Origin of the sequence: Sedimentitalea xiamensis, assembly GCF_030164465.1 — a bacterium.
In the GTDB taxonomy this organism is placed as follows: Bacteria; Pseudomonadota; Alphaproteobacteria; order Rhodobacterales; family Rhodobacteraceae; genus Sedimentitalea; species Sedimentitalea xiamensis.
The window spans coordinates 57,158-83,380 of the sequence record NZ_JASNJE010000020.1; the positions used below are offsets into that span (position 1 = coordinate 57,158).

The window sequence follows — 26,223 nt, forward strand, 5'->3', positions numbered from 1 at the left end:
TCCCCGCCAAGCAGGACTGGAGCCCGAGTGAGCGTGGCCGAAACCGAATTGCTGGTCTGCATCAAGTGCCGACAGGGGCCGGAGAACCCGTTGGGTGACGACCGCCGCCCCGGACGCAGGCTATATGACCGCCTGACCGAAGCCGGGGCGCCTGAGGGCGTGCGGCTCCGCGCCGTCGAATGCCTTCAGAACTGCGACTACGGCTGCACGATCGCCCTGCGGGGCGGCACCCGTTGGATCTATGTCTACGGCAACGTTGACGAGGTGGAGGCGGTCGAGACCCTGCTCGACGGCGCTGCCCGTTACGCCGCCACCGCCGACGGGCTGATCCCCTGGCGGGAGCGGCCCGACCACTTCAAGCGCAACTGTGTCGCCCGCATTCCGCCTGCCAATTTCCCCGATCCCCTTGAGGAGGACTGACCCATGGCCGATCTCGCCAAGCTCCCCGTCACCGTCATCACCGGCTTTCTCGGCTCCGGCAAGACCACGCTGATCAGCCAGCTGATGCAGAACCCCGGCGGCAAGCGCCTTGCCGTGGTGGTCAACGAGTTCGGCGACGTCGGCGTCGATGGTGATATCCTCAAGAGCTGCGCCATCCCCGATTGCCCGGCCGAGAATATCGTCGAGCTGGCAAACGGCTGCATCTGCTGCACCGTGGCCGATGATTTCATCCCCACCATCGAGGCGCTGATGAAGCTCGATCCGCGCCCCGATCACATCCTGATCGAAACCTCCGGCCTGGCGCTCCCCAAGCCGCTGCTCAAGGCATTCGACTGGCCCGATATCCGCTCGAAGATCACCGTCGACGGCGTGATCGCCCTGGCGGACGCCGAAGCCGTGGCGGCGGGCCGCTTCGCGCCCGACGTGGCCGCGGTGGATGCCCAGCGTCTGGCCGACGAGAGCATCGACCACGAGACCCCGCTCTCGGAGGTGTTCGAGGATCAGATCTCCTGCGCCGACATCATCCTGCTCACCAAGCCCGATCTGGCGGGTCCCGAGGGCGTGGCGAAAGCGCGCGAGATCATCGCCGCCGAGGCCCCCCGCCCGATCCCGGTGGTCGAGGTCGCCGAGGGGGTGGTGGACCCCCGCGTGATTCTCGGGCTCGAGGCCGCGGCGGAAGACGACATGGAGGCCCGCCCCAGCCATCACGACACGCCCCATGTTCACGACCACGACGATTTCGAGAGCATCGCGGTGGAGATCCCCGAACTGTCCGATCCGGCCGTTCTGGTGAGGGTCATCGAAGGGCTGGCGAAGGAGAACAACATTCTGCGGGTGAAAGGCTACGCCGCCGTCATCGGCAAGCCGATGCGGCTTCTGGTGCAGGCCGTGGGCGCCCGGGTGCGCCACCAGTATGATCGGCCATGGGCGGTTGGCGAAGGCCGGCAGGGCAAGCTCGTGGTGATCGCCGAGCATGACGACATCGACGAAGCCGCGATCCGCACCGCCCTCGGGATTGTCGCCGAGGCAGCAGAATGACCTAGGGGTGGCGATCTGCCCACCGCCGGCCACCGCCCCGCCCAACCTCCCTGGATGATGCGCCCATGCATGTGATCTTCCGCGAAAGCCACGGCCTCGAAGAAAGCGAGACGCCAACAGACCTCGGCCAAAGCCCAGCCGAGCTGGTGGTGCTGTCGTTTTCCGACAGCGACCTTGGCGCCTTCGCGGAGGCTTGGCATCGCGGCGGCGGCGCAGAGGACGGCCTGCCCACCCTGCGGCTCGCCAACCTGACGGCGCTGAAGCACCCGCTCTCTGTCGATACCTATGTCAAGGCCACTCTGGAGGGGGCCAAGGGCATCCTCATCCGTCTGATCGGCGGCGTGCCCTACTGGACCTACGGGCTCCAGCAGGTGCGTGCGCTGGCCGAGGCGAAGGGCATCGCCCTCGCCGTCCTGCCCGCCGATGGCCGCCCTGATCCCCGGCTCGACGAGGTTTCAACGCTGCCGGTCTCCACGCTCCGCCGCCTCGCGCAGCTCTGCGACACCGGCGGTGTCGTGGCTTCGCAGGTGGCACTGGCGCAGATGGCGCTCGCTGCCGGGCTCTACGCCGGCCCCGTTCCCGGCTCCAAGGCGCTGCCATCGATGGGTGCGTGGTCGCCCGCGCGCGGAGTGTTCCAGCCCGAGCATGGCCCCAAGGCGGGCAGCCGCGTCCTCATCGCCTTCTACCGCTCATACCTCGTCGCCGCCGACACGGCGCCGATCGAGGCTCTGATCGCGGGGTTCGAGGCCAGGGGCCACGAAGTGCTGGCGCTCTACGCCCCCTCGCTCAAGGCCCCCGAGGCCACGGCATGGCTGCGCGAGCGGGTCTCGGCCTTCGCCCCGGACGCCATCGTCAACGCCACCGCCTTCTCGGGCCGCGCCGAGGGGGGCAGCTCGCCGCTCGACGTGGGCGATGTGCCGGTGTTTCAGGTGGCGCTCGCCACCTCCCGGCGCAAGGCCTGGGCCGAGGCCGCGCGCGGGCTCTCGCCGGCCGACCTCGCCATGCATGTGGTGCTGCCCGAGGTGGATGGGCGGATCATGGGCGGCGTCGTCTCCTTCAAGGAGCCGGGCAAGCGCGACCCAAAGCTGGAATATTCCCGCTTCGCCCACCGCGCCGAGGCCGAGCGCATCGCCGCCACCGTCGCCCGTGTCGGGGGCTGGCTGCATCTCGCCCGGCTTGCACCGCAAGAGCGCCGCATCGCGCTGCTGCTCTCCACCTACCCCGGCAAGAACTGGCAGATGGGCCACGCCGTGGGCCTCGACGCGCCCGCCTCGGTGGAAGCGATCCTTGAAGACCTCAGCTGCGGGAGGGAGGATACCCACCAACCCCTCACCGATGCGTTGCAGACCGAAACCGCAAGCTGGCCCCTCGCAGCCTATCTCGCGGCTCTTGCCGACCTCCCGCAATCCCTCCGAAACGCTCTCTCCACCGCCTGGGGCGCCCCCGAAGACGACCCGGATTGCCACGGCGCGGCCTTCCACTTCGCCCTCACCCGCCGGGGCAACGCCCTCGTCGCCCTGCAACCCGAGCGCGGCACGCCGCACAGCCGCGCCGACGATTACCACGATCTCTCCCGCACCCCGCGCCACGCCTATGTGGCCTTCTACCTCTGGCTCCAGCGCGAGGTGGATGTGCTCATCCACATCGGCGCCCACGGCACGCTCGAATGGCTGCCCGGCAAATCCGTCGCCCTCTCGGCCGAATGCTGGCCCGAGGCGCTGACGGGCAGCCTGCCGGTGATCTACCCCTTCATCGTCAACGACCCGGGCGAAGCGGCGCAGGCCAAGCGCCGGATCGGGGCGGTGACACTCGGCCACCTCCCGCCGCCACTGAAGGCTTCGGGCACCCCCACCCGGCTGGCCCGGCTGGAGGCGCTGCTCGACGAGTTTTCCAACGCCGACGGGCTCGACCCCAGACGCCGCGACCGGCTGCAGGCCTCCATCCGCGACGAGGCGCAGGCGCTGGGGGTGGAGGCCGATCTCGGCCTCGATACCGCTACCTCTGCGGCGGATGCGATCACCCGGATCGACCGCTTCGTCTGCGACGTGAAAGAGAGCCAGTTCGGTGAGGGTCTGCACATCTGGGGCCGCCCCGCCCGGCCCGGCGCACCCTTCGAGACCGGGGCCTCGGTGCAGGCCGAGCGCCAATCGCTGCTCGATGCGCTGAACGGAAAGCGCATCGCCGCGGGCCCCTCCGGCTCGCCCTACCGGGGCCGGACCGACGTGCTGCCCACGGGCCGCAACATCTACACCACCGATCCCCGCTCGGTGCCGACCCGCGCAGCCCATGCCCAGGGCGTCAAGCTGGCCGAGGAACTGGTGCGCCGCCACCTCCAGGACGAGGGCGACTACCCGCGCGGCCTCATCGTCGATCTCTGGGGTTCGGCCACCATGCGCACCGCCGGCGAGGAATTTGCCATGGCGCTGCACCTGCTCGGCTGCAAGCCGGTCTGGGACGAGGGATCGGAACGTGTCTCCGGCATCGAGGTGCTGCCCATCGCCGAGCTCGACCGCCCCCGCCTCGATGTCACCCTCCGCGTCTCCGGCCTCTTTCGGGATGTCTTTCCGGCCCTCTCCGCACTCTTCTCCAGCGCCGTCCGCGCCCTCACCGAGCGCGACGAGACCCCGGAATGGAACCCCTATGCAGGCCGCGAGGCCAGTCCCCGCGTCTACGGGCCCGCGCCGGGCCATTTCGGCCTCGGCATGACCGCCGCGCTCGAAGACTACTCCGAGGAGAGCCGCCGCGCCGCGGGCGAGGCCTGGCTGGCCGCCTCGGCCTGGGCGCTCGACGGGGAGGCGGTCACGCGGGATGCGGCGGGGCTCCACGCCCGCGTCGCCGGGGCCGAGGCATTCGTCCACCCACAAGACCTGCCCGAGACCGACCTGCTGCTCGCCGCCGATTACGCCGCCCATGAAGCCGGCTTTGCCGCCGCCCAAGCCGTCACCGGCGGCAAGGCGGCCCTCTACCACCTCGACAACACCGATCCCGCCCGCCCCCGCGCCCGCGCACTCCCCGAGGAGATCGCCCGCGTGGTGCAGGCCCGCGCCGCCAATCCCGCCTGGATCGCGGGGATGCGCGCGCACGGTTTTCGCGGGGCCGCCGAGATCGCCGCCACGCTCGACCACATGGCGAGTTTTGCTCACCTCGCCGGCGTGGTGGCGCCCCATCTCTTCGACCTCTACCACGAGGCGACCCTGGGCGATGCGGAGGTGGCTGCCTTCCTCGAAGAGGCCAACCCCGAGGCGCTGGCCGCCATGAAGGGACGCTTTCGCGCCCTGCTGGATGCGGGCCTCTGGCAGACCCGCCGCAACTCGGTTCTGGCTGAGCCGGAGCCGGGCGAATGAGCGCGGTCCCCCTCGTGCGCGGCTGGTGCCCCGGCGCGCATCGCCCGATGATGTCGGGCGACGGGCTGGTGGTGCGCGTCCGCCCCTTTCGGGCGGAGCTGACCAAGGCACAGGCGCTTGCGCTCTGTGACCTGGCGCGGCGCTACGGCAACGGCGTGCTTGACCTCACCTCGCGGGCCAACCTGCAAATCCGGGGCGTCACGGAGGGGGATCATCCCGCGCTCCTGCGCGCCCTCGACGACCTCGGGCTGATCGACACCGACCCCGCCGTCGAGACTGTCCGCAACATTCTCATGCCCCCCACATGGCAGGCGGGCGACCTGACCCACCGCCTGCACGATGCCCTGCTCGCCACCCTGTCGCGCCTGCCCGATCTGCCCTCCAAGATTGGCTTCGCACTCGACACCGGGACCGGGGGCCTTCTTGGCGAGGGCTCCGCCGACATCCGCTTCGAGCTGGATCGGCGCGGCGGGCTGATACTGCGGGCCGATGGCAGCCCCCTCGGGCGGCCCGTGACAGAGGCAAGCGCCATGAGGGCGCTGATGGAGCTGGCCGCGTGGTTCGCCACCACCGGCGGCCCCTCACAGGGGCGCATGCGCCGCCACCTCGCCCATCAGCCCTTGCCCGGAGCATGGGCCAACACCCCGCCACGCCCCGCCGTCACGCCGCCTCGGCCCGGCGCGCTGGCCGGCGGCACCCTGCTTGCCGTGCCCTTCGGCAAGATCGAGGCGGCCGACATGACCGGCCTGCTGGAGCACAGCTCTGCCAGCCGCCTCCGGCTGACGCTGGAACGGCGACTGTTTCTGCCTGATGTCCAGGTATCCGACCCGCCCGGCTTTCTGACACGGCCTTCGCCGCTCCTGAACGTCGATGCCTGTCCCGGTGCGCCCTACTGCCCACAGGCGACTGTTGCCACCATGGAGCTCGCCCGCCGCCTCGCGCCCTTTGCCACCCGGCGGCTGCACGTCTCCGGCTGCGCCAAGGGCTGCGCCCGCGCCCGCCCGGCGGCATGGGTGCTGGTGGGCCGCGCGGGGCATTTCGATCTTGTCGAGAACGGCCATGCATGGGATGAGCCTTGCCGCATCGGGCTGTCGCCCGAGCGCATCGTGGAGGAAGGTTTCTGATCGATGCCACATAGTTACGAAACAGACGGCGCGGCGATCTATGCCGAGAGCTTTGCGACCATCCGCGCCGAGGCCGATCTTTCCCGCTTTGCCAGGGATGAGGAGCAGGTGGCCGTGCGGATGATCCATGCCGCCGGGATGGTCGGGCTGGAAGAGTTCATCCGCTTTTCCCCCGGCTTCACCTCTGCGGCCCGCGCGGCGCTAAAGGGCGGTGCGCCGGTGCTCTGCGATGCCCGCATGGTCAGCGAGGGCGTCACCCGGCCCCGGCTCCCGGCGGAGAACGAGGTGATCTGCACCCTGCACGACCCCTCGGTGCCCGAGCTGGCCAAATCCATGTCCAACACCCGTTCCGCCGCCGCGCTGGAGCTCTGGCGGCACCGTCTTGCGGGGGCGCTGGTGGCCATCGGCAACGCGCCCACGGCGCTCTTTCACCTGCTGAACATGCTCGAAGACCCGGCCTGCCCGCGCCCCGCCGCGATCATCGGCTGCCCGGTGGGGTTTGTGGGGGCTGCCGAAAGCAAGGCCGCGCTCTGGGCCGGGCAGCCAGTGCCCTGCTGCGTGGTCGAGGGGCGGCTGGGCGGCAGCGCCATCACCGTCGCCGCCATCAACGCCATCGCGAGCCGGGCCGAGTGAGCGCGGGCACGATATACGGCCTCGGTCTCGGTCCCGGCGACCCCGATCTGATGACCGTCCGCGCCGACCGGCTGCTGCGCGGGGCGCGCCATGTGGCCTTCTTCCGCAAGGCCGGGCGCAAGGGGAAGGCCCGGCAGATCGTCGAAGGGCTGATCCTCGAGGGCGCCACCGAGCATCCGATGAATTACCCTGTCACCACCGAGATCCCGCTGGGCGACCCCGAGTACAACCGCCAGCTCGCTGCCTTCTATGCAACGAACACCGAACACCTCGCCGCCCTGGCCCGCGCCGGCGAGGATGTGGTGGTGCTCTGCGAGGGCGATCCGTTCTTCTACGGCTCCTTCATGCACCTCTACACCCGGCTCTGCGGGCAGGTGCCGGTCGAGGTGGTGCCCGCCATCACCGGCATGTCCGCCGCCTGGACCGCGAGCGCCGCGCCGATCACCTGGGGCGACGATGTGCTGACGGTTCTGATGGGCACCCTGCCGGAAGAAGACCTCGCCGCCCGCATGACCACCACCGATGCGCTGGTGGTCATGAAGATCGGCCGCAACTTCGAAAAGGTCTGCCGCGCCCTGCGCCGCGCCGGCCTGTATGATCGTGCCTGGCTGGTCGAATACGCCGCCATGCCCGGCCAGCAGGTGCGGCGGCTGGCCGGGGCCGATGTGGCAAACGTGCCGTACTTCTCCATCATCCTCGTCCACGGGCAGGGCCGGCGGCCATGAGTGGCTGGTTGGTGATCGCGGGCCTCGGGCCGGGCGACGATGCGCTGGTCACGCCCGAGGTCTCCGGCGCGCTCTCCGGGGCGCAGGACGTCATCGGTTACATTCCCTATGTCGCCCGCGTGCCTGATCGTGTTGGCCTCACCAAACACGCCTCCGACAACAGGGTGGAACTGGACCGTGCCCGCCACGCGCTGACACTGGCCGCCGCCGGCCGCCGGGTGGCGGTGGTGTCCTCCGGCGACCCAGGGGTTTTCGCCATGGCCTCGGCGGTCTTCGAAGCGGTGGAAGCGGGCGACCCCGCGTGGCGCGATCTCGACATCCGCGTGCTCCCCGGCATCACCGCCATGCTCGCCGCCGCCGCCCGCGCCGGGGCGCCTCTGGGGCATGATTTCTGCGCCATCAATCTCTCCGACAACCTCAAGCCCTGGCCACTGATCGAGAAGCGTCTGCGCCTCGCGGCAGAGGCCGATTTCGTCATGGCCTTCTACAACCCGCGCTCCAGGTCCCGCCCCGAGGGCTTTGCCCGCGCGCTGGAGGTGCTGCGCGAGGCCTGTGGCGATGCCCGTCCGGTGATCTTTGCCCGCGCGGTCGCCACCCCGGACGAGCGCCTCACCATCGTGCCACTGCCCGAGTGCTCCCCTGACATGGCCGACATGCGCACCGTCGTGCTGATCGGGTCATCGCAGACGCGGGTCATCCCCCGCAGCGGCGCCCCCTTCGTCTACACGCCAAGGTCGGTGGAGCCATGAGCGAGCCACGCCATCACCTCGGCCACCCCATGGACTTCTCTCCGGAGCGGCAGGGCGGGCCGGTCGATCATGATCACCGGCAGACCGAGGGCGCGGGCCGCGTGGATCTTGGCCACCGCACCCAGTCCGCCCGCGTTTTTCGACACCACCAGCTCGATCCCGTGCCGCTCCATCAGGGCCCGGTCGCCCGCCGCGCTGAACGGTCCGCGGCCGACCACCACCTCGGCCTCGGGAAAGGGCAAGGGCGCCACGGGCGGGTCGATGAGGCGCAGCAGGTAGCGGTGCTGCGGGTTGGGGGCGAACGCGGCCAGATGCATCCGCCCCACAGCCAGCATCACGCTCCGCCGCGGCCCGCGCAGCGCCTCCACCGCACCGGCGATGTCGGGCACCTGCCACCAGTCATCTCCCGGCCCGGCGACCCAGGGCGCGCGGGTCAGCGCAATCAGAGGCACGCCGACCTCCAGACAACCCGCCACCGCATTGGCGCTCATCTGCGCGGCAAAGGGGTGGGTCGCGTCGACCACATGGGTCACGGCCTGTTCCGCGAGGTAGCTCGCCAGCCCCGCCGCGCCGCCAAAGCCGCCCACGCGCATCGGCAGCGGCTGGCGCAGCGGGCGATCGACCCGGCCCGCCAGCGAGAGCGTGGCTTTCAAGCCCGCCTCCGCCACGGCCTTGCACAGCGCCGTCGCCTCACTGGTGCCCCCGAGGATCAGAAGGTTCGTCCTCATGTCTGATGCTCCCTGGCTCACGATCATCGGTCTGGGCGAAGATGGGCCGGACGGGCTGCCGCCTGCAAGCCTCGCCGCGCTGGAGGCCGCCGAAATCGTCATGGGCCCGCCGCGTCACCTGGCGCTGCTGCCCGAACTGAAGGCCGAGCGCATCGAATGGCCCGTGCCCTTTGCCGATGGTCTCCCGATACTCCTCGCCCTGCGCGGTCGCGCCGTCGCGGTGCTGGCCTCGGGCGATCCCTTCTGGCATGGCGCGGGCAGCACCATCACCCAGGTGCTGACGGCGGGAGAGTGGCGCAGCCTCCCCGGTCTCTCGTGCTTTTCTCTGGCCGCCGCCCGCCTCGGCTGGCCGCTGGAATCCACCATCTGCCTGGCCAACCATGCCGCGCCGTTCTCTCGTCTGCGTCCGCATCTCGCCCCCGGCGCCCGGATCATTGCCACCCTGCGCGACGGGGCGGCGGTCGCGGCGTTGGCAGACTATCTGCGCGCGGAAGGCTTCGGCCCCTCCCGCCTGGTCCTGCTGGAAGCCTTGGGCGGCCCGCGCGAGCGGATCACCGAGGCCACTGCCGAGAGTCGGCCCGCCGGACCCTTCGCCCATCCGCTCGTCGCCGCCATCGCACCCCAGGGCGGCAAGGCGCTCACGCTCACCTCGGGCCGGCCCAATGATCTCTTCGCCAACGACGGCCAGATCACCAAGCGCATCATCCGCGCGCTCACGCTCTCGTCCCTTGCCCCGCGCCCCGGCGAGCACCTGTGGGACATCGGCGGCGGTTCCGGCTCCATCGCCATAGAATGGCTGCTCGCCCACCCTTCGCTCAAGGCGACCAGCATCGAAGCCGACCCCGGCCGCGCCGCGCGGATCCGCGAGAACGCCGGACGGCTGGGCGTGGATCGGCTGGAGGTGATCGAGGGGCGCGCTCCCGAGGCCCTCGCCGGCCTTGCTGCGCCCGACGCAATCTTCATCGGCGGCGGCCTCTCTGCCGAGCTGCTGGAAACGGTCGAAGGCATCGGGGCCCGTATCGTCGCCAATGCCGTCACGCTGGAAAGCGAGGCCCTGCTCGCCGACGCCAACGCCCGCCTCGGCGGCAGTCTCCTGCGGATCGAGCTGTCGGAGGCCGCCCCCCTTGGCCGCAAGCGCGGCTGGAAGGCGGCCTATCCGGTGGTGCAGTGGAGCTGCGCGCCATGATCGTCGCCGGGTTCGGGTTCCGGGCAGCCACAAGCGCCGAAAGCCTCGCCGCCGCCCTCGCCGCCACCGGCGCGCGCCCCGATGCGCTGGCCACCGCCACAGACAAGGCCGAAACCCCCGCGTTCCGCGCCCTTGCCGCGTCCCTCGCGCTGCCAGTGCACCCCATCGGGTCCGACGCCCTTGCCGCCCAGCCCACCGCCACCCGCTCGCACGCCTCGCAAGCAGCCCGCGCAACCGGCTCTCTCGCCGAAGCCGCCGCGCTGGCCGCCGCAGGCCCCGGCGCGCGGCTCATCGCCACTCGAGCCATCTCGCCCGACCGCATGGCCACCTGTGCCATCGCCCAAGGAGCCTCTCTATGACCGTCCACTTCATCGGCGCCGGCCCCGGCGCGCCCGACCTGCTGACCCTGCGCGGCCGCGACATCATCGCCAGCTGCGCGGTCTGCCTCTATGCCGGATCCCTTGTGCCCGAGGCGCTGCTCGCCCATTGCCCCGAGGGGGCGACGATCGTCAACACCGCGCCGATGGATCTCGACGCCATCATCGCCGAGATCGAGGCGGCCCATGCCGCCGGCCACGACGTCGCCCGCCTGCATTCGGGCGACCTGTCCGTCTGGTCCGCCATGGGCGAGCAGATGCGCCGGCTGCGGGCGCTCGGGATCCCCGTTTCGGTTACCCCCGGCGTGCCCGCCTTTGCCGCCGCCGCCGCCGCACTCGGCGCGGAGCTGACCCTGCCGGGCCTCGCCCAATCCGTGGTGCTCACCCGCACGCCGGGCCGCGCCTCCTCGATGCCCGAGGGCGAGACGCTTGCCAATTTCGCGGCCACCGGCGCGACCCTGGCCATTCATCTCTCGGTGCAAAACCTGTCCCGCGTGGTGTCCGACCTCTCGCCCGCCTACGGCCCCGATTGCCCCGTCGCCGTGGTCTACCGCGCCAGCTGGCCCGATCAGCAGATCATCCGTGGCACGCTGGCCGATATCGGAAACCGGGTGGGCGCCGGCATCACCCGCACCACGCTCATCCTCGTCGGCCCCGCGCTGGCAGGCGAGGGGTTTGACGAAAGCTGCCTCTACTCGGTGGATTACGACCGCCGCTACCGCCCGCAAAGCGCCGGGAGCCCCTGGCAGGGCTGGAAGGAAGACTGATGCGCGGTCTGCTCGTCTCCGCGCCCTCCTCGGGCACCGGCAAGACCACGGTGATGCTGGGCCTGTTGCGGGCGCTGGCGGAGGATGGCCTGACCGTGCAGCCCTTCAAATCCGGCCCCGATTACATCGACCCGGCCTTTCATCGCGCCGCCTCCGGGCGGGCTTCCTTCAACCTCGACACATGGGCGATGGGCGAGAGGCTTCTGAACGCGGTGGCCGCACGGGCCGAGGGGGCCGACATATGCGTGGCCGAAGGCTCGATGGGCCTGTATGACGGCGTCGCCACCCGTGGCCAGCAGGGCTTCGGCTCCTCAGCCGAAACGGCCCGCCGCATGGGCTGGCCCGTGGTCCTGGTGCTCGACATATCCGGCCAGGCGCAATCTGCCGCCGCCACGGCGTTGGGCTTTGCCCGCTACATGCCCGAGCTGCCTTTCGCCGGCGTCATCCTCAACCGGTGCGCTTCGCCCCGCCACGAACGGCTGGCGCGGCTGGGGATGGAACGGGCCGGACTGCCGGTGCTGGGCGTGTTGCCCCGGCGCGGCGACCTGGCACTGCCCGAGCGCCACCTCGGGCTGATCCAGGCGGTCGAGCATCCCGATCTTGAGGCCGCAATCGCCGGCTACGCCGCCTTCCTGCGCGCGCATGTCGACCTCGCCGCGCTGCGCGACGCCGCCGCCGGGGCGCCCCTGCCGCCCCCCTCGGCTCTGCCCGCCCCGCCTGCGCAGCGGATCGCGCTGGCGCAGGACGCCGCCTTTTCCTTCACCTATCCGCACCTGCTCGAAGGCTGGCGGGCCGCCGGGGCCGAAATCCTGCCGTTCTCACCGCTCGCCGACGAGGCGCCCGATCCTTCGGCCGATGTCCTCTGGCTCCCCGGCGGTTATCCCGAGTTGCACGCCGGTCGTCTCGCCACCGCCGAGACCTTCCGCAAGGGTCTCCGTGCGCACGCGCAGACCCGCCCCGTGCACGGTGAATGCGGCGGTTACATGGCCCTCGGCGAAGCCCTGATCGACAAGGACGGCACCCGCCACCGGATGGCCGGCCTCCTCGGCCTCGTCACCAGTTACGAGAAGCGCAAGTTCCACCTCGGCTACCGCCGCGCCGTGCTCTCTGCCCCGATGCCGGGCCATGCCGGAGGCACCGCCCTGCGCGGCCACGAGTTTCATTACTCCACGATAATCGAACAGCCTGATGCTCCACTCGCGCAAGTGGCCGATGCCGATGGCAACGCCGTGCCCGAGACAGGATCGCGTCGCGGCCATGTCACCGGCACCTTCTTCCACCTCATCACCCGGGAGGAGGCATGACCGGCTTCGTCTCCTTCGTCGGCTCCGGTCCCGGCGACCCGAAGCTCTTGACCCTCAAGGCCGTGGACCGTCTGCAACGCGCCGAGGCGGTGCTCTTCAATGATCTCTCTTCCGGCCCGATCCTGGCCGAAGCCGTTTCCACCCCCGAGCAGACGATCTGCCGGAGTACCGTAACCGGACTGGCCGAGCGGCTGGCAGGAGAGATCGGCACCGCGCCGGCGCTGATCCTCTATGGTCCGCTCGCAGGGATGGGTGTCGGCTATGACTGACCTCTGGCTCATCGGCATCGGCACCGGCCACCCCGGCCACGTGACGCTGGAAGGCATGGCCGCCCTGCGCCAGGCCGCCTGCGTGCTGATCCCGCGCAAGGGAGAAGGCAAGGAAGACCTCGCCCACCTGCGCCATGACATCCTGCGCGAAGCCGCCGCCGAGGCGCGCGTCATCGAATTCGACATGCCGGTGCGGGATGGAAGCCTGCCCTATGCGGAACGCGTCGCGGCCTGGCACGACGCGATCGCCCGCCGCTGGCAGGCCGCGCTTTCCGAAGCGCCCGCCGGCCCTGTCGCATTGCTCGTCTGGGGCGATCCGGGCCTTTATGACAGCACCCTGCGCATCGCCGCCCGTCTCGCGCCGGCGCCTGCCGTCCGTGTGATCCCCGGCATCACCGCGCTCCAGGCGCTCACCGCGGCCCACGCGATCCCGTTCAACACCGTGAACGGCACCGTCACCGTCACCACGGGGCGCCGCCTGCGCGAGGGGGGCTGGCCCGAGGGGTCCGAGACGGTGGTGGTGATGCTCGACGGTGAATGCAGTTTTCAGCACCTGCCGCCGGAAGCTCTGCATATCTGGTGGGGCGCCTTCCTCGGGATGCCCGGGCAGACGCTCGACAGCGGGCCCCTGGCCGAGGCCACCCCCCGGATCATCGCCACCCGCGCCGAGGCGCGCGCCCGCCATGGCTGGCTGATGGACACCTATCTGCTGCGCCGTGGCTAACCGGGTCGCCCTCTGGCTCTGCGCCAATTGCGAGCGTTCGGCCGACTGGAGCAGCCTGCGCCGCCTTTTGGCGGAAGCCGACCTGCCTGCGCAGGTGCGACTCGAGGCCCGAGGCTGCATGAACGGTTGTGCCGATCCGGTGGCGCTGGCGATCCAGTCCGCCGGGCGCGCGACCTATTTCTTCACCGGAATCGCGCCGGAAGAGGACGCAAGCGACATCGTCGCCACTTTGCGCTGCTACCTTGCCGCACCGGACGGCTGGATCGACGACGCCCGCCCCTGCGGTCGGTTGCGCCACTGCCTCAAGGGCCGCGTTCCGGCACTGTGAGGCCGCCTATTCGCCGAGGGCAAGGGTCTGCGCCACCGGCGTGCCGCCCACCGTCAGCGGCCGGTGATCGTTGGCATTCAATGTCACCTCGATCTCCGTGGCACCCTCCGGCAGACCGTCCAGATGTACCCACGGGCCATAGAACCTGCCGAGCTTCACGCCGTCGATGTAGACATGCGCATGGCCCTCGCCGGCCACATGTTTCCGGCTGGCGTTCTGCGGCGAGAAGCGGAAGTTCGCTGTCTTCATGTGCAGGTTCCAACCGCTGGCCGGATCCCGCGAAACTTCGACCTCAAGGCTGGGTGCATTCGCCCCGGCCTCCAGGTCCAGGGGGGTGTCATGGGCGTGCCCCGCGGCGGACTCCGTTACATGCCCGGCGTACCGGCCGTGACCCTCATGATCATGGCCATCCAGCGTGATCCCGTTGGCGGCGGCAATGGTGAAGCCGAGGCCGCCGCCGAAGACGAGACCGATGAGAAGAAGGGGAATGGAGCGGTCCATGTCCTGTCCTGCCGCTGGAAATGAAACGGCCCGGACTTGCCGATCGCGGGTCCGGGCCAGGTTTTGCGACGCGGATCAGGCCGTCTGTGCCCGGCCGGCCGCCACGCTTTCGCGCGACCAGAAATAGCCCGCAAGACCACCGAGCATGACCCAGGCCGCCAGGCCTACCCCATAGGCGCGCGCGGCGAAGAGCGCGCCGATCTCGGTGGGCACCGGGCCGGTGAACACGTCCGGTTCCGGCGCGCCGATCACGTGTGGCGCCAGAAGCAGCACCACGGCGGCGCCCCAGGCAGCCCAGTTACCCCCGAAGGCGATCAGCCAAAGCGCCACGGCGGCGGCGATCGCGGTGACGAACCACCAGGCCTGACGGGCATGGATATCGGCGGCGGCGACGCCGGGCACTTCGGGTGCGAGGCTGAAACCAGGGGCAAGATGCACAGCGATGAAGCCGGCCATGCCCCAGACCAGCCCGGAGCGCGCGTCGATCCGGGCGCCGCGGCTCTGCGCCAGAGCCATCAGGGCCACCAGCATCATCCCGTAGCCGGAGTAGACCAGCATGGTGAAGATCACGCTCAGCCCATCTCGGACAGGGTCGATTCCGCCCAGTTCCGGATGCGCCGAAACGGAGGAGGCGGCGCCGAAATGCACGAGTTCGCCGCCCTCGTAGAGTTCGGCGTGAAGCAGCACGGGCTGCACGAAAAATAGCTGCAGAAGGGCGGCAATCAGCCCTGCAACAGCACCAGCGAACAACGCGCTGGTCAGCAGACGGGTGAACATCGGTTCAGTGGCAGGGGAAGCCGGTGGCGTGGCGCACGTCATGTGCCGCGTCGTGCAGCGTTGCCGCCTGCAGATGGCCGGTCACGAAGACGATGCCAAGGCCGATCAGCGCGACAAAGGTCAGTGCGCCGATCCCAGTCGCTATTGCGTTCGACGCCGTGGCGTTCTGCGTATTCATATCTTGCCTCCTTGCCGTCACACCCGACGGCCTTGCGGTTCAATGTGTCTCCGGCAGGTCTCCTGGCTCGCGGTTCTTCATTCGGACTGGCCTTCCCGGATCGCTCCAGTGACATTCTCAGCCGAACTCGCCGCTCACAGTTGCGGGGACAGCTGCGGATTCGGCCCATTGGGCCTCACCGCATTCCCTCTTTCGCCCGAGACAGTTTGCCCACCTCGGGACCGGATAAATCCATTCATGCCAGAAACCATGCAGAGGCGTCAATTGATGTTCTGACGACATTGCCAAGTTGTTTTCCTCGAGTGACCCGGCCAGCCGGTTACGCATGAAGATGCAGTTGTCGATGCCGTTCGATGGTCACCTTGATGGACGCATTGGCACCCGCCTCATAGAAGCGTGATGCCGTTTAGAGGTATTCAATGCGAAATTTCGACAGTCGCCACTGCCAGAAATCCGGGGCAGCCGGTGACCATACCTATCTGCCCATTGCGTAAAATTCGGAATTGGGTCGCATGTTGGTGACGTTCGCCATGCGATTTGACAGGCTGAAGAACGCGGCGATGGCGGCGATATCCCAGATATCCTCATCATCGAACCCATGCGTGCGCAGAGCGTTCAAATCGGCCTCTCCCACTTCCTGAGCGTTTACCGACACTTTGACGGCAAAATCGAGCATGGCCCGCTGGCGTGGGGTGATGTCGGCCTTGCGGTAGTTCACTGCGACTTGATCTGCAATCAACGGATCCTTGGCCCGGATGCGCAGTATCGCCCCGTGGGACACCACGCAATACTGACACTGGTTCAGATTGCTTGTTGCGACCACGATCATTTCGCGTTCGGCCTTGGTGATTGATCCCTCTTTTTCCATGAGCGCGTCATGGTAGGCAAAGAAGGCGCGAAACTCGTCGGGACGATGGGCCAGTGTCAAGAAGACATTGGGTACAAATCCCGCCTTCTCCTGAACGGCCTCGATACGGGTGCGAATGTCATCCGGCAGATCTGCGAGCGTGGGCACCGGAAATCGACTGATCGGTAAGTTGGTCATCGGTTACTTTCTTTCTGTTCAATGTAAGTGGAAGGTGCCGTGCTCAGATCACCGCTTCGATCAGGAACGGGCCAGGAGTGCGGAATGCCGAGGACAGCAGATCATGGAATTGTGCCGTCGTTTCCGCCCGCGCGGCTTCCACCCCCATACCTCTTGCGATGCTGACCCAGTCCAGAGCAGGATCATCCAGATCCAGCATCCGTCGCGCGTTTTCGCCAGGGGTTGCTGCACCGACGTTCCGCAATTCGCCATGCAGGATCTGGTAGCGTTGGTTGGCAAAGATGACGGTGACGACATCCAGTCGCTCTCGCGCCTGTGTCCACAAGGCCTGGACGGTATACATCCCGCTACCATCTGCCTGGAGTGACAATACTTTTCGGTCCGGACAGGCAATGGCAGCGCCCACGGCCATCGGCATACCGATACCGATCGCGCCGCCGGTCAGTTGAAGGAAGTCATGCGGCGCGGCGCCGTGCGTGTGGGTGAAAAAGTTGCGCCCGGAGGACACGGATTCGTCGCACACAACAGCATTTTCAGGCAGGCATCGGGCGACGGCAATCGCAATGCTGTCGGGGTTGAGAGGTCCGGTCGGCAGGTCCGGTGTCGGGGGCATGTCGCTTTGCGGCGCGCGCGCGATGGCGGCCCCCGTTTCCTGGGCCAATGCGTCGATCACGGCAGCAATGTCGTGCTCCGGCTCACCGAGTTTCAGAACCTGGCAGGTGTTCGGCAGGATGCGCCCGGGTTTTCCGGGATAGGCAAAGAAGGCAACCGGCTCGGAGGCACCAATCAGAATGACGTGTTCGGTATTCTCGAAGGCCGCGAGCGCCTGATCGACGGGATAAGGCACGCGTTCGATATCCGGGCGGCCCTGGCCACGCTGCAGCCGGGCATTCGATTGTTGAGCCATCAGGCGCGCGCCTGTCCGGGTGGCGATCCTGCTCAATAGGGTCAAGTGAGGTTCCAGCAGCGCCTGGCCTGACACCAGAATGGTAACATTTTGATTTGTTTTCAGAATGTTCGCAGCGGCGCGAATTCGGTCGATGTCTGGAGAGGTCGGCAGCCATTGCGGGGCGAGGTTGCCGGCTTCGACGGTCGTATCGCTCCAGGCCGCGTCGGCATGGAGGATGAGCGTTGAAATCTGACCGGAAAATTGTCGAGACGCCGCAATGGCTTCGGTTGTACGCAACCCAACGCTATCTGCATTTTCAGCCCTGCCCAGCCAATGCGACATCGGTCGAGCCAAAGCCGCAACATCGGACGTCAGCGGGGCATCCAGCGGCAGATGATAGGTTGCGTGATCCCCGACAATATTGACAACCGGCGAACCTGCACGCCGGGCATTGTGCAGGTTGGCCAGCCCGTTGGTCAGTCCCGGACCCAGATGCAGAAGCGTCGCCGCAGGTTTTCCAGCCATCCGCGCATAGCCGTCCGCGGCACCTGTCACGACGCCTTCGCTCATTCCCAGAACACATCGCATCCGCGGCTGGCGATCCAGAGCCGCGACAAAGTGCATCTCTGACGTGCCGGGGTTGGCGAAACAGGTGTCGATGCCGTTGGCCAACAAGGTTTCACAGAGTAGATCGGCGCCGTTCATGGGGTTTCCTTGTTCACATTCGTTGGGCTTCCGCCCGGCGGTATCGGCGAGACAGCATAAGCCCGCCGGTTTCAGGATGGCTTGCCGGTATCAGTGTTCGCGCCGGGATGGTTCGCAGGATCGATACCGAGTTCTTGCAAAACCTCATGGTTATGTTCCGCAAAGGCTGGCGGAGCCCGACGATAGGACGCCGGTGTGCGTGACAGCTTGATCGGGCTACCTGTTCCGCGATACTCGCCGATATCCACAACCATCTCGCGGTGTCGTGTGTGCGGATCATCGACGACCTGGTCAATGGACCTCACCGCGCCGCAGGGCACACCTGCATGGATGAGTTCGTCGGCAAGTTCGCGGCAGTCATGGGCGGCCATCGCCTGCTCCAGCTCAACTTTCAACAAATCCCGATTTCTGTTGCGGAGGCCATTGTCCGCGAACCGTTCGTCCAGGGGTAGATCGGGGCGATTGATGATACGGCACAATGTTGCGAATTGCCGGTTGTTGCCGACCGCAAGAAACAGCGGATCGGTCCGGGTTGCGAAGGTATCGTAAGGACAGATGTTGGGATGCGCATTCCCCGACGGGCCCGGCACCTTGCCCGACATGTAGTAGTTGGGCAGATGAGGGTGCAGCAAGGAAACGCCACAATCGTAGAGAGCCGCCTCGACAAACTGACCCTTTCCGCTCTGGCCCCGCTCGGCAAGCGCCATCAGAATTCCGATCACCGCGTTCAGCCCGGTCGCCATGTCCACCACCGGCAGGCCGACACGCAACGCTTCGCCACCCTTCTCGCCATTTACGCTCATGATGCCGCAACTGGCCTGGATCGCGGCATCGTAGCCGGGTAACCCGCCCATCGGGCCATCAGCACCGAAGCCGGAAACGCGGCAGTGTACCAACTTGGGAAACCGGCGTTCGATCTCGGCGTGCGACAAACCCCATTTGTCCAGTGTTCCTGTCTTGAAGTTCTCGATCAGAACATCCGCATCTTCAAGCAAACGGGCAAGCAGTTCCTGTCCTGCCGGTTTTGAAAGATCGAGAGACATGCCACGCTTGTTTCGGTTCAACCCCTGGAAGTAGCTGGCCGTGCCTTGCAGAAACGGAGGCCCCCAACCGCGGGTCTCATCCCCGGAGGGGGGCTCGATCTTGATCACGTCGGCCCCATGATCCGCCAGGATCTGACCTGCATACGGACCACCCAGCACGCGACTGAGGTCGATCACTTTGAGGTGGGACAGTGACCCGGTAGGTTGCGTCATGTCGTGACTTCCTTTGGTTCGACCCCGAGGGTCTCAGTGCGAAACCCGGCTGCAAAATCGGGATAGGTTTCCCCCAGTTCCTCCAGCACACGCCCCCGAAGCAAGGCCAGTGTGGTCTCGTCGGGCGGCGCGGTTTCGGCCGGTTTTTCGGCATGATCGAAGGCAAAGCCGGTGGCCTCATGCATCTGCTCAAGCGTCTGTCCGGGGTGCAGGCTTTCAAGTCGAAAGCCGGGCTTGTCCTTGTCGAACATGAACAGGCCGCGCCCGGTCAGAAGAGCATAGGGGCCACCCTTGCGATAAACGCCCTCGGCGCTGGTGCCGGGTGCGCTGATGAAATCGACCTTCTCCACCATCACCCGCGACGTGTGTTCTTCTCGAAACAGGATCACCCGCGGAATGGTGAAATACAAATATGCAGAGCCGAAGGAGCCGGGCCAGCGCACCTTCATTTCGGGATATGCGCCGACCCCGATCAGATTGACATTGCCGGCACCGTCAATCTGACCGCCACCCAGAAAGAAGGCGTCGATACGGCCCTGACCGGCGCAGTCGAACAATTCGGTCGAGCCATTGGTAAAGAAGTTGTGCTTGACCGATCCCAGGATCGAGATCCTCAATCGCGGTTCACCCGCCGTTTCGGCCAATGCCCTGGCCAGCATCGCCCCCGCTGCGGGGATCGGCGACGCCGCGCCGACAGCGACGTGACGCGTGCCGTGCAACAATCGGGCAATCGTGACGATAAGGATCTCGCGAGCGGTTGCAGGAGGATTCTTCATGCGATCTCGCTTTCGGTTTCTGCCATGTAGGCGGCAAAGCCCGCTGCCGTTTTCGCGGCCGCCGCATAGCGGCGCAATTCGGTCGAATCCGGATCGTAATTGCCCCACAGCCCGTGTGGCCATGCCCCGCGTTCCGCCAATGCAACGTCGGTGACATAGAGGGCTGGCAAGGTACCCGCCGCAGTGAGTTCATCAGCCATCAGGTCGGTTTCGACAATGCGCTCGACAGTCACCAGAGTGGTCCGTGCAGCATAGGCCATCGCAGCCAGTTCGCGACGCCGCCCGATCCAGACATTGCCGGCGCGATCCGCCATGGGCGCATGAAATACTGCCACATCCGGATGAATCGCCGGAATGAGAACGATCGGATCGGCGCCTTCCGATAGGGGATTGTCCATGACCTGCCAATCCGCGCGATTGGCTTGGATGTCCGAGCCCAGCAAACCGCGGATCGGCATGAACGGAACCGCCTTCTGAGCCGCGAGCAAGCCGGCGTGGATAGCGGGGCAGGTTGCATCGAGAATACGGATCCTGCCCGACCGAACGGCGTCATTGAAGCGTGGGGCTCCCCCGGCTTCTCCCAGCGAAACGGCGCTGGTTTCAACCGTCGTGACCATTCCCGCGCCGATCAGCATGTCGACCTGCAAGCCACCGGTGGGCACACAGATCAAATGGAGATCGGTCACATCGCCGCGCGTTATCAGCCTGCGCGTCAGGGCCATTGGCACGCCGCCGTAGTCCACCGGGACCGCGACGCGCATGCCCGATTTGACATGTGCCGCCAGCCGGTCGAGATCGTCCTGCATCTGTCCTACTCCCATACCTCTTTCGAAACCGGCACCAGTCCGGATGGCCACAATTGTCTTTAATCTGCGAATTCCGTGGCGGGACCGTGGCTCCGGGTCCGGCGCGCGACAGCCAGGGGAAGGATCGCCAAAGCGATACCAGCGCCGGTCACGGCCAGATGGAGCAACCCGAAGGCATCTCCGGTAGGCGCAGCGATCAACATGCCCGCCGCGAAAAGCAGGACCCGGAGAGCGACTCCCCTTGCCCCACCCGGCAGCGCACCAAAGAAGCTGACATATCCTTGCAAAGCCGCAGATATCAGCCAAATGCCGATCAAAGCCCCGACAAATACGATTGCCGTTTCGGAAAGCGGTCCTTCACCGATCAGAGCGGGGTTCATCACGAAGAAGAACGGCACAATATAGATGACCCCACCCAGCCGCATCGCCTCGACACCCGTCCGCATTGGCGACGCGCCCGCCAACGATGCCGCGCCGAAAGCCCCGATCGCCACCGGCGGTGTGATAAAGCTCACCATTCCCCAGTAGAGGATGAACAGGTGTACGGCCAATTCGTTCAGGCCGGCCTGTACCAATGTCGGCGCCAGCACCACCGCCAGGAAGATGTAGCAAGCCGTTACGGGCATTCCCATGCCAAAGACGAAACTGGTGATTGCGCCCATGATCAACAAGACAAACACGTTGTCCCCCGCCATGAATATCAGTTCGGTGGCCAATGGTCCGGTCAGCCCTGTGGCCTGGAACGACCCGACGATGATTCCGATGCCGAGAACGATCGCGGTCAACTCGGCCAACGTGCGACCTACCGAGACAACCATGTCCATGAATGCACTTCGCGAAAACCGGTCGCGTCGGGAAAACTGGTTGATCACCAACAGGAGAACGATCGCGTAGAACGGCGCAGTGGTTTCCCAGCGGAACGCCACCATAAGGAATATCAATACGGCAAAGACGAAGACATATTGCCAGCCGTCTCGAATGGTTTCCCGAAGACCGGGGAGGCCATTTCGGGGCAGGCCCCTCAGGCCATTGCGCGCAGCGTAAGCGTCGATCTGGACGAACAGGCCGAAGTAATACAGAATCGACGGCACTGCCGCAGCCATCATGATGTCGACATACGGTCGCGACAGCCATGCCGCCATGACAAAGGCCGTGGCGCCCATGATCGGGGGCATCAAGACACCTCCCGTCGAGGCGCAGGCCTCGGTTGCCGCAGCATAGCGCGCCGAAAACCCCGTGCGTTTCATAGCCGGAATGGAAACCGCACCGGTGGTCAGCACATTCGAGATCACCGAACCGGACATCGACCCCATGAAGCCTGATGCAAAGATCGCGACCTTGGCGGCACCACCGCGAAACTGGCCGACAAGCGCCAACGCGAGGTTGTTGAAGAACTTGCCACCGCCGGTGAACTGCAGAATCGCGCCGAACAGAACGAAGCCAATGACCAGATTTCCGAACGCGTTCATCGGAATGCCGAAAGACGCCTCGGACGAGATCATGAAATAGGGGACGACGTCCAGAAACGGGCTCTGAAACCCGGAAAGCGGGTCGGGCATCGAGCCGGCGAACGTAGGATACAACGAAAAGGTCGCGACGATCCCGAACAGCACCCAGCCGCCCGCGCGTCGCGTTGCCTCCAGGATCAGAGCATAGAATGCGACCGAAAACACGACGGCCTGCCGGGGAGCTGCGTATTCCCAACCGCTATCAAGGCTCTCGCCGGCGGTCGCGGCAAAATAAACAGCGACGATCAACGACCCCGCTGCCAGCACCCAATCGTACCACGGTGCGTCGGCGGAAGCCTTGCCATCGACGCGAAAGCAGACAAATGCAACGGACAGAAACAGACCCGCCAAAATATACAGGTACTGGCCCTCAAGCATGGTGTAGTTGCCGAGCCGCATGTTGAACAGCTGATTCACCGACGCCAGAATTGCCGCAAAAGTCGCGGCAATGACGTACCATCGTGTCGCGCCGTGCAAGCGCAGTTTGCTGACCGACAATTCCGCTTCGAGCGCATCGTTGCGCCTGTCAGCGGGAAACGTTGCCGCGCACTCAGGCGCGGATTTCTGTATCGATTGGGTCATCTGGAATGTTCCGGCCTGAGGAGAAGTTCGGAGGCCAGAGGCCTCCGAAACGATAGGTTGGCTTAGTAGAAAACCGGGAAGCCCGCAGCGACAAGCGCTTCGCGCCGCCGCTCGGCCCAGGTCTCATCCCAGTTTTCCGGGTTCTCGGCCTCAAGCCCCTGCCAAGCGGTGTCGAGCACTTGCTGACGCTCTATCATCCGGGCGTTGTGGGCGTCATGCGCTTCAGTCCAGACGCCGACCTCGCGGAAGTACCGGATTGCACCTTCGTGATAGGGCACAACCCATTCCAGGGCCTGATGATCCAGCGACCATCCATCAATGCCCGGCGAGGTGCCGTTGTAGTTGTCGTAGAGCTCAAACATCGCCTTGGTTACGCCGTAAACCAGATCGGGGTCACGGTCTGCCAACGTCATAAGCACCGGAAAGGCGTAACCTGCCGTCGGGACACCGTCGGTGCCGTCTATCGTGGCACCCACCTTGGCGACCATCGGTGCAAAAAACGGGGCGACGTCCCGCATCCGGGCCAGGCCTTCGGCGTTGTCAGGGTCAATTTCCGGCCAGAACAGACCGCGCGGACCGCTGGCGGCCTCGTATCCCTTGCCCGAGCTGGTCGAGGCGATGGCCGCGTCCACGCTGCCGTCCACCATCCCTTTCCAGGACGCGCCGAACCCGCCGAACTCTACCAGTTCGACATCATCCGCGGTCAGACCCGCGTAGGCCAGATAGGCCTCGGCATTGACATTCATGGAGGGCGCGCCCTTCAGCCAGGCGACGCGCTTGCCCTTCAGATCGGCGTAGGTGAAGCCTTCGCAATTTGGTTTGCCCACCTGCTCACAGACTTCAGCCGCAACACCCAGGGAAATCCCGACTGTACCGCTGTTGTTCGAAGCAAGGGCCCGGATCGGCATCGGGCCCCAGGATTTGGCGCCAAACTGGTAAACGCCTTCCTGTGCCATGAACGTGCCGCCAACGCCGTTCATCGAGAAATCGACCTTCCCTTGTCGCAGCGGCTCAGTCCTGGCCACGTCGTTCTTTGCCGGCAGAATGCGCAGGTTGACGCCCCGATGGTCCTGCAAGGCTGCACCAATGGCGACGGATTGATTGTATCCGGACGAGCCCGTGCCATAGGATGTAATCGCCAGCTGCTGTGGCAATGTGGACTCCGTCGCAAGGGCAGCAGTCGCAGTGACGCAGGCCAAAGTCATCCCAGTTGCAAAAAATCGCATCTTTTCCTCCCAATCATGGTTTTTCAGATTCTCTTCAAGGAAGGTCCGCCTCTCCTCCGAGCCGGTCCTCCTTCATGCGCACATCAAGCCGAAAAGCGTCCGAGACGCTCGTAAAGCTTGCGTTCTTCAATCGTCATGGGATCGTTTGCGATCTCTTCCTGCGCAGTCTTCAGCGCGGTCATGCCATTGGCCTGAACGTCTGTCCATTCCCGTGCAAAGCTGCCATCCCGAATGCGCTCGACGATCCCGCGCAGATGATCCTTATGAGCCTCTTCCTGCTCGGGCTTTCCACGCGCATAAACCAATTGACCGTATTCGCTCGTGCGCGAGTGCAGCTTCAGTTGTCCGAACAGCCCGTGATCAACGTAGTATTGCCCGATCTCGCGGACCTCGCCCGAGGCATACATCTCCAGCATTGCGGCTTCCGGGCTGCATCCGGCCTCGGTCAGAACCTCGATCGCGCGCCGTATGGCGTGAAGCGATCCGAACTGCTCATGGAAAAGGTCCACGATGGTCTCTTCTTCAAAGCTGGACTCGATTACGCCCATCTTGGTGGACCCGATTGCCCGGGACAGTGCCAGCATGATGTTCTGAGCTTTGCCGTCTGCGTCCTGATGAACGGCAACAAGGCTGGGAAAGCCGGTGCCCGCAAGAACCGTGTCGCGTACCCCCTGACCGACCATGCGCGGGGCAATCATGATGACGTTCAGCTCCAAAGCCGGTTGAATGTATTTGAAGTGAATGTTGTAGCCGCTGGCGAATACCAGGGTATCTCCAGGTTTGAGGCCAGGCTCGAGGCTTTCCTTGTAGATCTGCGGCATGACTTCGTCGGGCACCAGAATGAACAGGACATCCGCTTTCGCAGCAGCCTCTGCCAGGGGCAGGGTCTCAAAGCCGTCTTCCTCGGATTTCTTGGCCGACTCATCGCTGCGGGAGCCCACCACAACCTCGAGTCCCGCATCCCGCATGTTCAGCGCCTGGCTTCGCCCCTGATTGCCGTAGCCGAAGATCCCGATCGTCTTCCCCTGCAGCCATTTCAGATCTGCGTCGTCATCGAAGTACCACTTGGTCATTTTCTGTGATTCCCTTTGAAATCTGATATTTCAGATTTCTTAGGCTTTCCAACTCTCGACAGTCAAGCTAAACTTTCAGTCACCGTGACACTTTGGTCGGGGAACGGCGGAGATTGGAGCTAGAATGCAGAGCATTTCGGGGCTGAGAATCGAAAGTAGCTCAATCCGAAATCAGGCCTATGAACGCCTGTTGGAGCTTATTCTGAATGGAACTCTTCCCCCGGGCGCCAGGCTTGATCTGACACAGTTGTCCACTGACATGGGTGTCAGCAAGACGCCGGTGAAAGAAGCCATTCAACGTCTCATTGAAATTGGGATGATCGAGGTCAAGCCGCGCAGCGGCACATTTGTCAGCACCATAGACCCAGGAAGAACAGTCCAGAATTTCCGGTTCCGTCTCGCTCTGGAGATTGGGTGCGGGCAGGAGATCGTCGAACGGATTGACGAAGTAACCATGACCGAACTGCGTTCGATAAACGGCGAGATGCGGCGCTTGGGAGAACGGGCAGACAACGACGAGATGATCAGGAGGTTCCTGCCGTTAGACGCCCAGTTCCATAACCGGATCATTGACCTGATGAACAACGAAGTGATTTCGGACCGATACCGCCAGACCGGGGTTCTCTTGCAGGTCATGCGGCTAAAGAACCGTCATACCCGTCACCGATACCTTGAGGTCGTGAAAGAGCACGATGCGATTTTGCGTTCCCTGGAAAATACGGACACTGAGAGGTTTCGCTGCGCTTGCCGTCGGCACGTTGAAGCCGCAATTCAGCGTTTCACGGCACATGACGGCATCACCAACTGAAAATTGGCGTTGGTGTTTAGGGTCATTCAGGACGGCTCCGAGGTCGCCTCGGTCGAGCGCCTTTGGATGGTCGGGCTGAAACTCTGGGACCATCGCGACGCTTTCGAGCAGATGCGCGATCTGGCCCTGGATCATTTCTCGGCCGCCACCGGTTCGCCCTGGTTGCCCTGCACCGGATCCAAGAGGCGTTGTTGCACAAAGCCCGAACGGGATTCACATCACGAATCCTGTAGGTTAAAGCATTTCGGGGAAACCCTGAGTCGCTGGGGATTCCCTTGAGGGGTCGATTGTGATTCATCCTTTTCAGGAGGATGTTTCATGTCAGCACCACTGCCAGGCGCGCTTCGGACGCGGTT

General features: G+C 65.7%; 26 protein-coding genes, 1 pseudogene and 1 riboswitch. Of the genes and pseudogenes, 15 read left to right on the forward strand and 12 right to left on the reverse strand.

The genetic code is table 11. From position 1 onward, the window contains the following. Positions 1-27 precede the first annotated feature (27 nt). The 7 genes from QO034_RS15430 (at position 28) to cobJ (ending at position 8,054) form a co-directional block, all read left to right on the forward strand. Positions 28-420: a DUF1636 domain-containing protein gene (locus tag QO034_RS15430; protein ID WP_284486424.1), complete on the forward strand. Its 393-nt coding sequence runs from the start codon at positions 28-30 to the stop codon at positions 418-420. Between the two features lie 3 nt (positions 421-423). Further along, positions 424-1,479, forward strand: coding sequence for a cobalamin biosynthesis protein CobW (cobW, locus tag QO034_RS15435; protein WP_284486425.1), 1,056 nt, complete (start codon positions 424-426; stop codon positions 1,477-1,479). A gap of 65 nt (positions 1,480-1,544) precedes the next feature. After that, positions 1,545-4,823: a cobaltochelatase subunit CobN gene (gene cobN, locus QO034_RS15440; RefSeq protein ID WP_284486426.1), complete on the forward strand. Its 3,279-nt coding sequence runs from the start codon at positions 1,545-1,547 to the stop codon at positions 4,821-4,823. After that, positions 4,820-5,947 carry a cobalamin biosynthesis protein CobG gene (locus QO034_RS15445; RefSeq protein ID WP_284486427.1) on the forward strand — a complete coding sequence of 376 codons (1,128 nt, stop codon included), beginning with the start codon at positions 4,820-4,822 and terminating at the stop codon, positions 5,945-5,947. The genes cobN and QO034_RS15445 overlap by 4 nt, the downstream gene beginning before the upstream one ends. A gap of 3 nt (positions 5,948-5,950) precedes the next feature. Beyond that, the gene (locus QO034_RS15450; RefSeq protein WP_284486428.1) at positions 5,951-6,580 is read left to right on the forward strand and encodes a precorrin-8X methylmutase; all 630 of its coding nucleotides are present in this window, start codon (positions 5,951-5,953) and stop codon (positions 6,578-6,580) included. After that, positions 6,577-7,305 (forward strand): precorrin-2 C(20)-methyltransferase, encoded by a 729-nt coding sequence (locus QO034_RS15455; protein ID WP_284486429.1) that lies wholly within the window; start codon positions 6,577-6,579, stop codon positions 7,303-7,305. The genes QO034_RS15450 and QO034_RS15455 overlap by 4 nt, the downstream gene beginning before the upstream one ends. After that, positions 7,302-8,054: a precorrin-3B C(17)-methyltransferase gene (cobJ, locus tag QO034_RS15460; RefSeq protein WP_284486430.1), complete on the forward strand. Its 753-nt coding sequence runs from the start codon at positions 7,302-7,304 to the stop codon at positions 8,052-8,054. The genes QO034_RS15455 and cobJ overlap by 4 nt, the downstream gene beginning before the upstream one ends. On the opposite strand, the gene QO034_RS15465 is transcribed toward cobJ, so the two are convergent. After that, on the reverse strand, positions 8,027-8,782 hold the full coding sequence (locus tag QO034_RS15465; protein ID WP_284486431.1) for a cobalt-precorrin-6A reductase: 756 nt from the start codon (positions 8,780-8,782) through the stop codon (positions 8,027-8,029). The genes cobJ and QO034_RS15465 overlap by 28 nt on opposite strands. Here QO034_RS15465 and cbiE point away from each other — a divergent pair. The 7 genes and pseudogenes from cbiE (at position 8,781) to QO034_RS15500 (ending at position 13,737) form a co-directional block, all read left to right on the forward strand. Continuing rightward, positions 8,781-9,968, forward strand: a complete 1,188-nt coding sequence (gene cbiE / locus QO034_RS15470) for a precorrin-6y C5,15-methyltransferase (decarboxylating) subunit CbiE (protein ID WP_284486432.1) — start codon at positions 8,781-8,783, stop codon at positions 9,966-9,968. The genes QO034_RS15465 and cbiE overlap by 2 nt on opposite strands. Then, positions 9,965-10,327 carry a cobalamin biosynthesis protein gene (locus QO034_RS15475; protein ID WP_284486433.1) on the forward strand — a complete coding sequence of 121 codons (363 nt, stop codon included), beginning with the start codon at positions 9,965-9,967 and terminating at the stop codon, positions 10,325-10,327. The genes cbiE and QO034_RS15475 overlap by 4 nt, the downstream gene beginning before the upstream one ends. Further along, entirely contained in the window at positions 10,324-11,112 is a 789-nt protein-coding gene (gene cobM, locus QO034_RS15480) for a precorrin-4 C(11)-methyltransferase (protein ID WP_284486434.1), read from the forward strand. The genes QO034_RS15475 and cobM overlap by 4 nt, the downstream gene beginning before the upstream one ends. Further along, entirely contained in the window at positions 11,112-12,416 is a 1,305-nt protein-coding gene (locus tag QO034_RS15485; RefSeq protein WP_284486435.1) for a cobyrinate a,c-diamide synthase, read from the forward strand. Before cobM ends, QO034_RS15485 begins: the two co-directional genes overlap by 1 nt. Then, positions 12,413-12,550, forward strand: a pseudogene (locus QO034_RS15490) (SAM-dependent methyltransferase); the annotation flags it as partial. The gene QO034_RS15485 and the pseudogene QO034_RS15490, both read left to right, overlap by 4 nt. Positions 12,551-12,677: 127 nt before the next feature. After that, positions 12,678-13,409, forward strand: coding sequence for a precorrin-6A synthase (deacetylating) (gene cobF, locus QO034_RS15495; protein WP_284486436.1), 732 nt, complete (start codon positions 12,678-12,680; stop codon positions 13,407-13,409). Then, positions 13,402-13,737, forward strand: coding sequence for a DUF1636 family protein (locus QO034_RS15500; protein ID WP_284486437.1), 336 nt, complete (start codon positions 13,402-13,404; stop codon positions 13,735-13,737). Before cobF ends, QO034_RS15500 begins: the two co-directional genes overlap by 8 nt. Positions 13,738-13,743: 6 nt before the next feature. Here QO034_RS15500 and QO034_RS15505 read toward each other — a convergent pair whose 3' ends face one another. The 11 genes from QO034_RS15505 to ilvC all read right to left on the reverse strand — a co-directional run bounded on the left by QO034_RS15505 (position 13,744) and on the right by ilvC (position 25,086). Continuing rightward, positions 13,744-14,238, reverse strand: a complete 495-nt coding sequence (locus QO034_RS15505; RefSeq protein ID WP_284486438.1) for a hypothetical protein — start codon at positions 14,236-14,238, stop codon at positions 13,744-13,746. Positions 14,239-14,313: 75 nt separating this feature from the next. Continuing rightward, positions 14,314-15,015, reverse strand: coding sequence for a CbtA family protein (locus tag QO034_RS15510; protein WP_284486439.1), 702 nt, complete (start codon positions 15,013-15,015; stop codon positions 14,314-14,316). A 4-nt stretch (positions 15,016-15,019) separates the two neighbouring features. Then, positions 15,020-15,193, reverse strand: a complete 174-nt coding sequence (locus tag QO034_RS15515; protein WP_284486440.1) for a CbtB domain-containing protein — start codon at positions 15,191-15,193, stop codon at positions 15,020-15,022. 35 nt (positions 15,194-15,228) lie between these two features. Then, positions 15,229-15,434, reverse strand: a riboswitch (cobalamin riboswitch). Between the two features lie 234 nt (positions 15,435-15,668). Further along, positions 15,669-16,238 carry a peroxidase-related enzyme gene (locus tag QO034_RS15520; protein WP_284486441.1) on the reverse strand — a complete coding sequence of 190 codons (570 nt, stop codon included), beginning with the start codon at positions 16,236-16,238 and terminating at the stop codon, positions 15,669-15,671. Positions 16,239-16,281: 43 nt separating this feature from the next. Next, positions 16,282-17,832 carry an acetolactate synthase large subunit gene (locus QO034_RS15525; protein ID WP_284486442.1) on the reverse strand — a complete coding sequence of 517 codons (1,551 nt, stop codon included), beginning with the start codon at positions 17,830-17,832 and terminating at the stop codon, positions 16,282-16,284. A gap of 71 nt (positions 17,833-17,903) precedes the next feature. Then, the gene (locus tag QO034_RS15530; RefSeq protein ID WP_284486443.1) at positions 17,904-19,088 is read right to left on the reverse strand and encodes a CaiB/BaiF CoA transferase family protein; all 1,185 of its coding nucleotides are present in this window, start codon (positions 19,086-19,088) and stop codon (positions 17,904-17,906) included. Further along, positions 19,085-19,864, reverse strand: coding sequence for a CoA-transferase (locus QO034_RS15535; RefSeq protein WP_284486444.1), 780 nt, complete (start codon positions 19,862-19,864; stop codon positions 19,085-19,087). The genes QO034_RS15530 and QO034_RS15535 overlap by 4 nt, the downstream gene beginning before the upstream one ends. After that, positions 19,861-20,670: a CoA transferase subunit A gene (locus QO034_RS15540; RefSeq protein ID WP_284486445.1), complete on the reverse strand. Its 810-nt coding sequence runs from the start codon at positions 20,668-20,670 to the stop codon at positions 19,861-19,863. The genes QO034_RS15535 and QO034_RS15540 overlap by 4 nt, the downstream gene beginning before the upstream one ends. 59 nt (positions 20,671-20,729) lie before the next feature. Next, positions 20,730-22,760: a TRAP transporter permease gene (locus QO034_RS15545; protein ID WP_284486446.1), complete on the reverse strand. Its 2,031-nt coding sequence runs from the start codon at positions 22,758-22,760 to the stop codon at positions 20,730-20,732. Between the two features lie 62 nt (positions 22,761-22,822). After that, positions 22,823-23,986 carry a TAXI family TRAP transporter solute-binding subunit gene (locus QO034_RS15550; RefSeq protein WP_284486447.1) on the reverse strand — a complete coding sequence of 388 codons (1,164 nt, stop codon included), beginning with the start codon at positions 23,984-23,986 and terminating at the stop codon, positions 22,823-22,825. A gap of 83 nt (positions 23,987-24,069) precedes the next feature. Further along, positions 24,070-25,086 (reverse strand): ketol-acid reductoisomerase, encoded by a 1,017-nt coding sequence (ilvC, locus tag QO034_RS15555; protein ID WP_321170018.1) that lies wholly within the window; start codon positions 25,084-25,086, stop codon positions 24,070-24,072. A gap of 97 nt (positions 25,087-25,183) precedes the next feature. Here ilvC and QO034_RS15560 point away from each other — a divergent pair, with 97 nt between their 5' ends. Beyond that, positions 25,184-25,867: a GntR family transcriptional regulator gene (locus QO034_RS15560; protein WP_284486449.1), complete on the forward strand. Its 684-nt coding sequence runs from the start codon at positions 25,184-25,186 to the stop codon at positions 25,865-25,867. Positions 25,868-26,223: the final 356 nt, after the last annotated feature.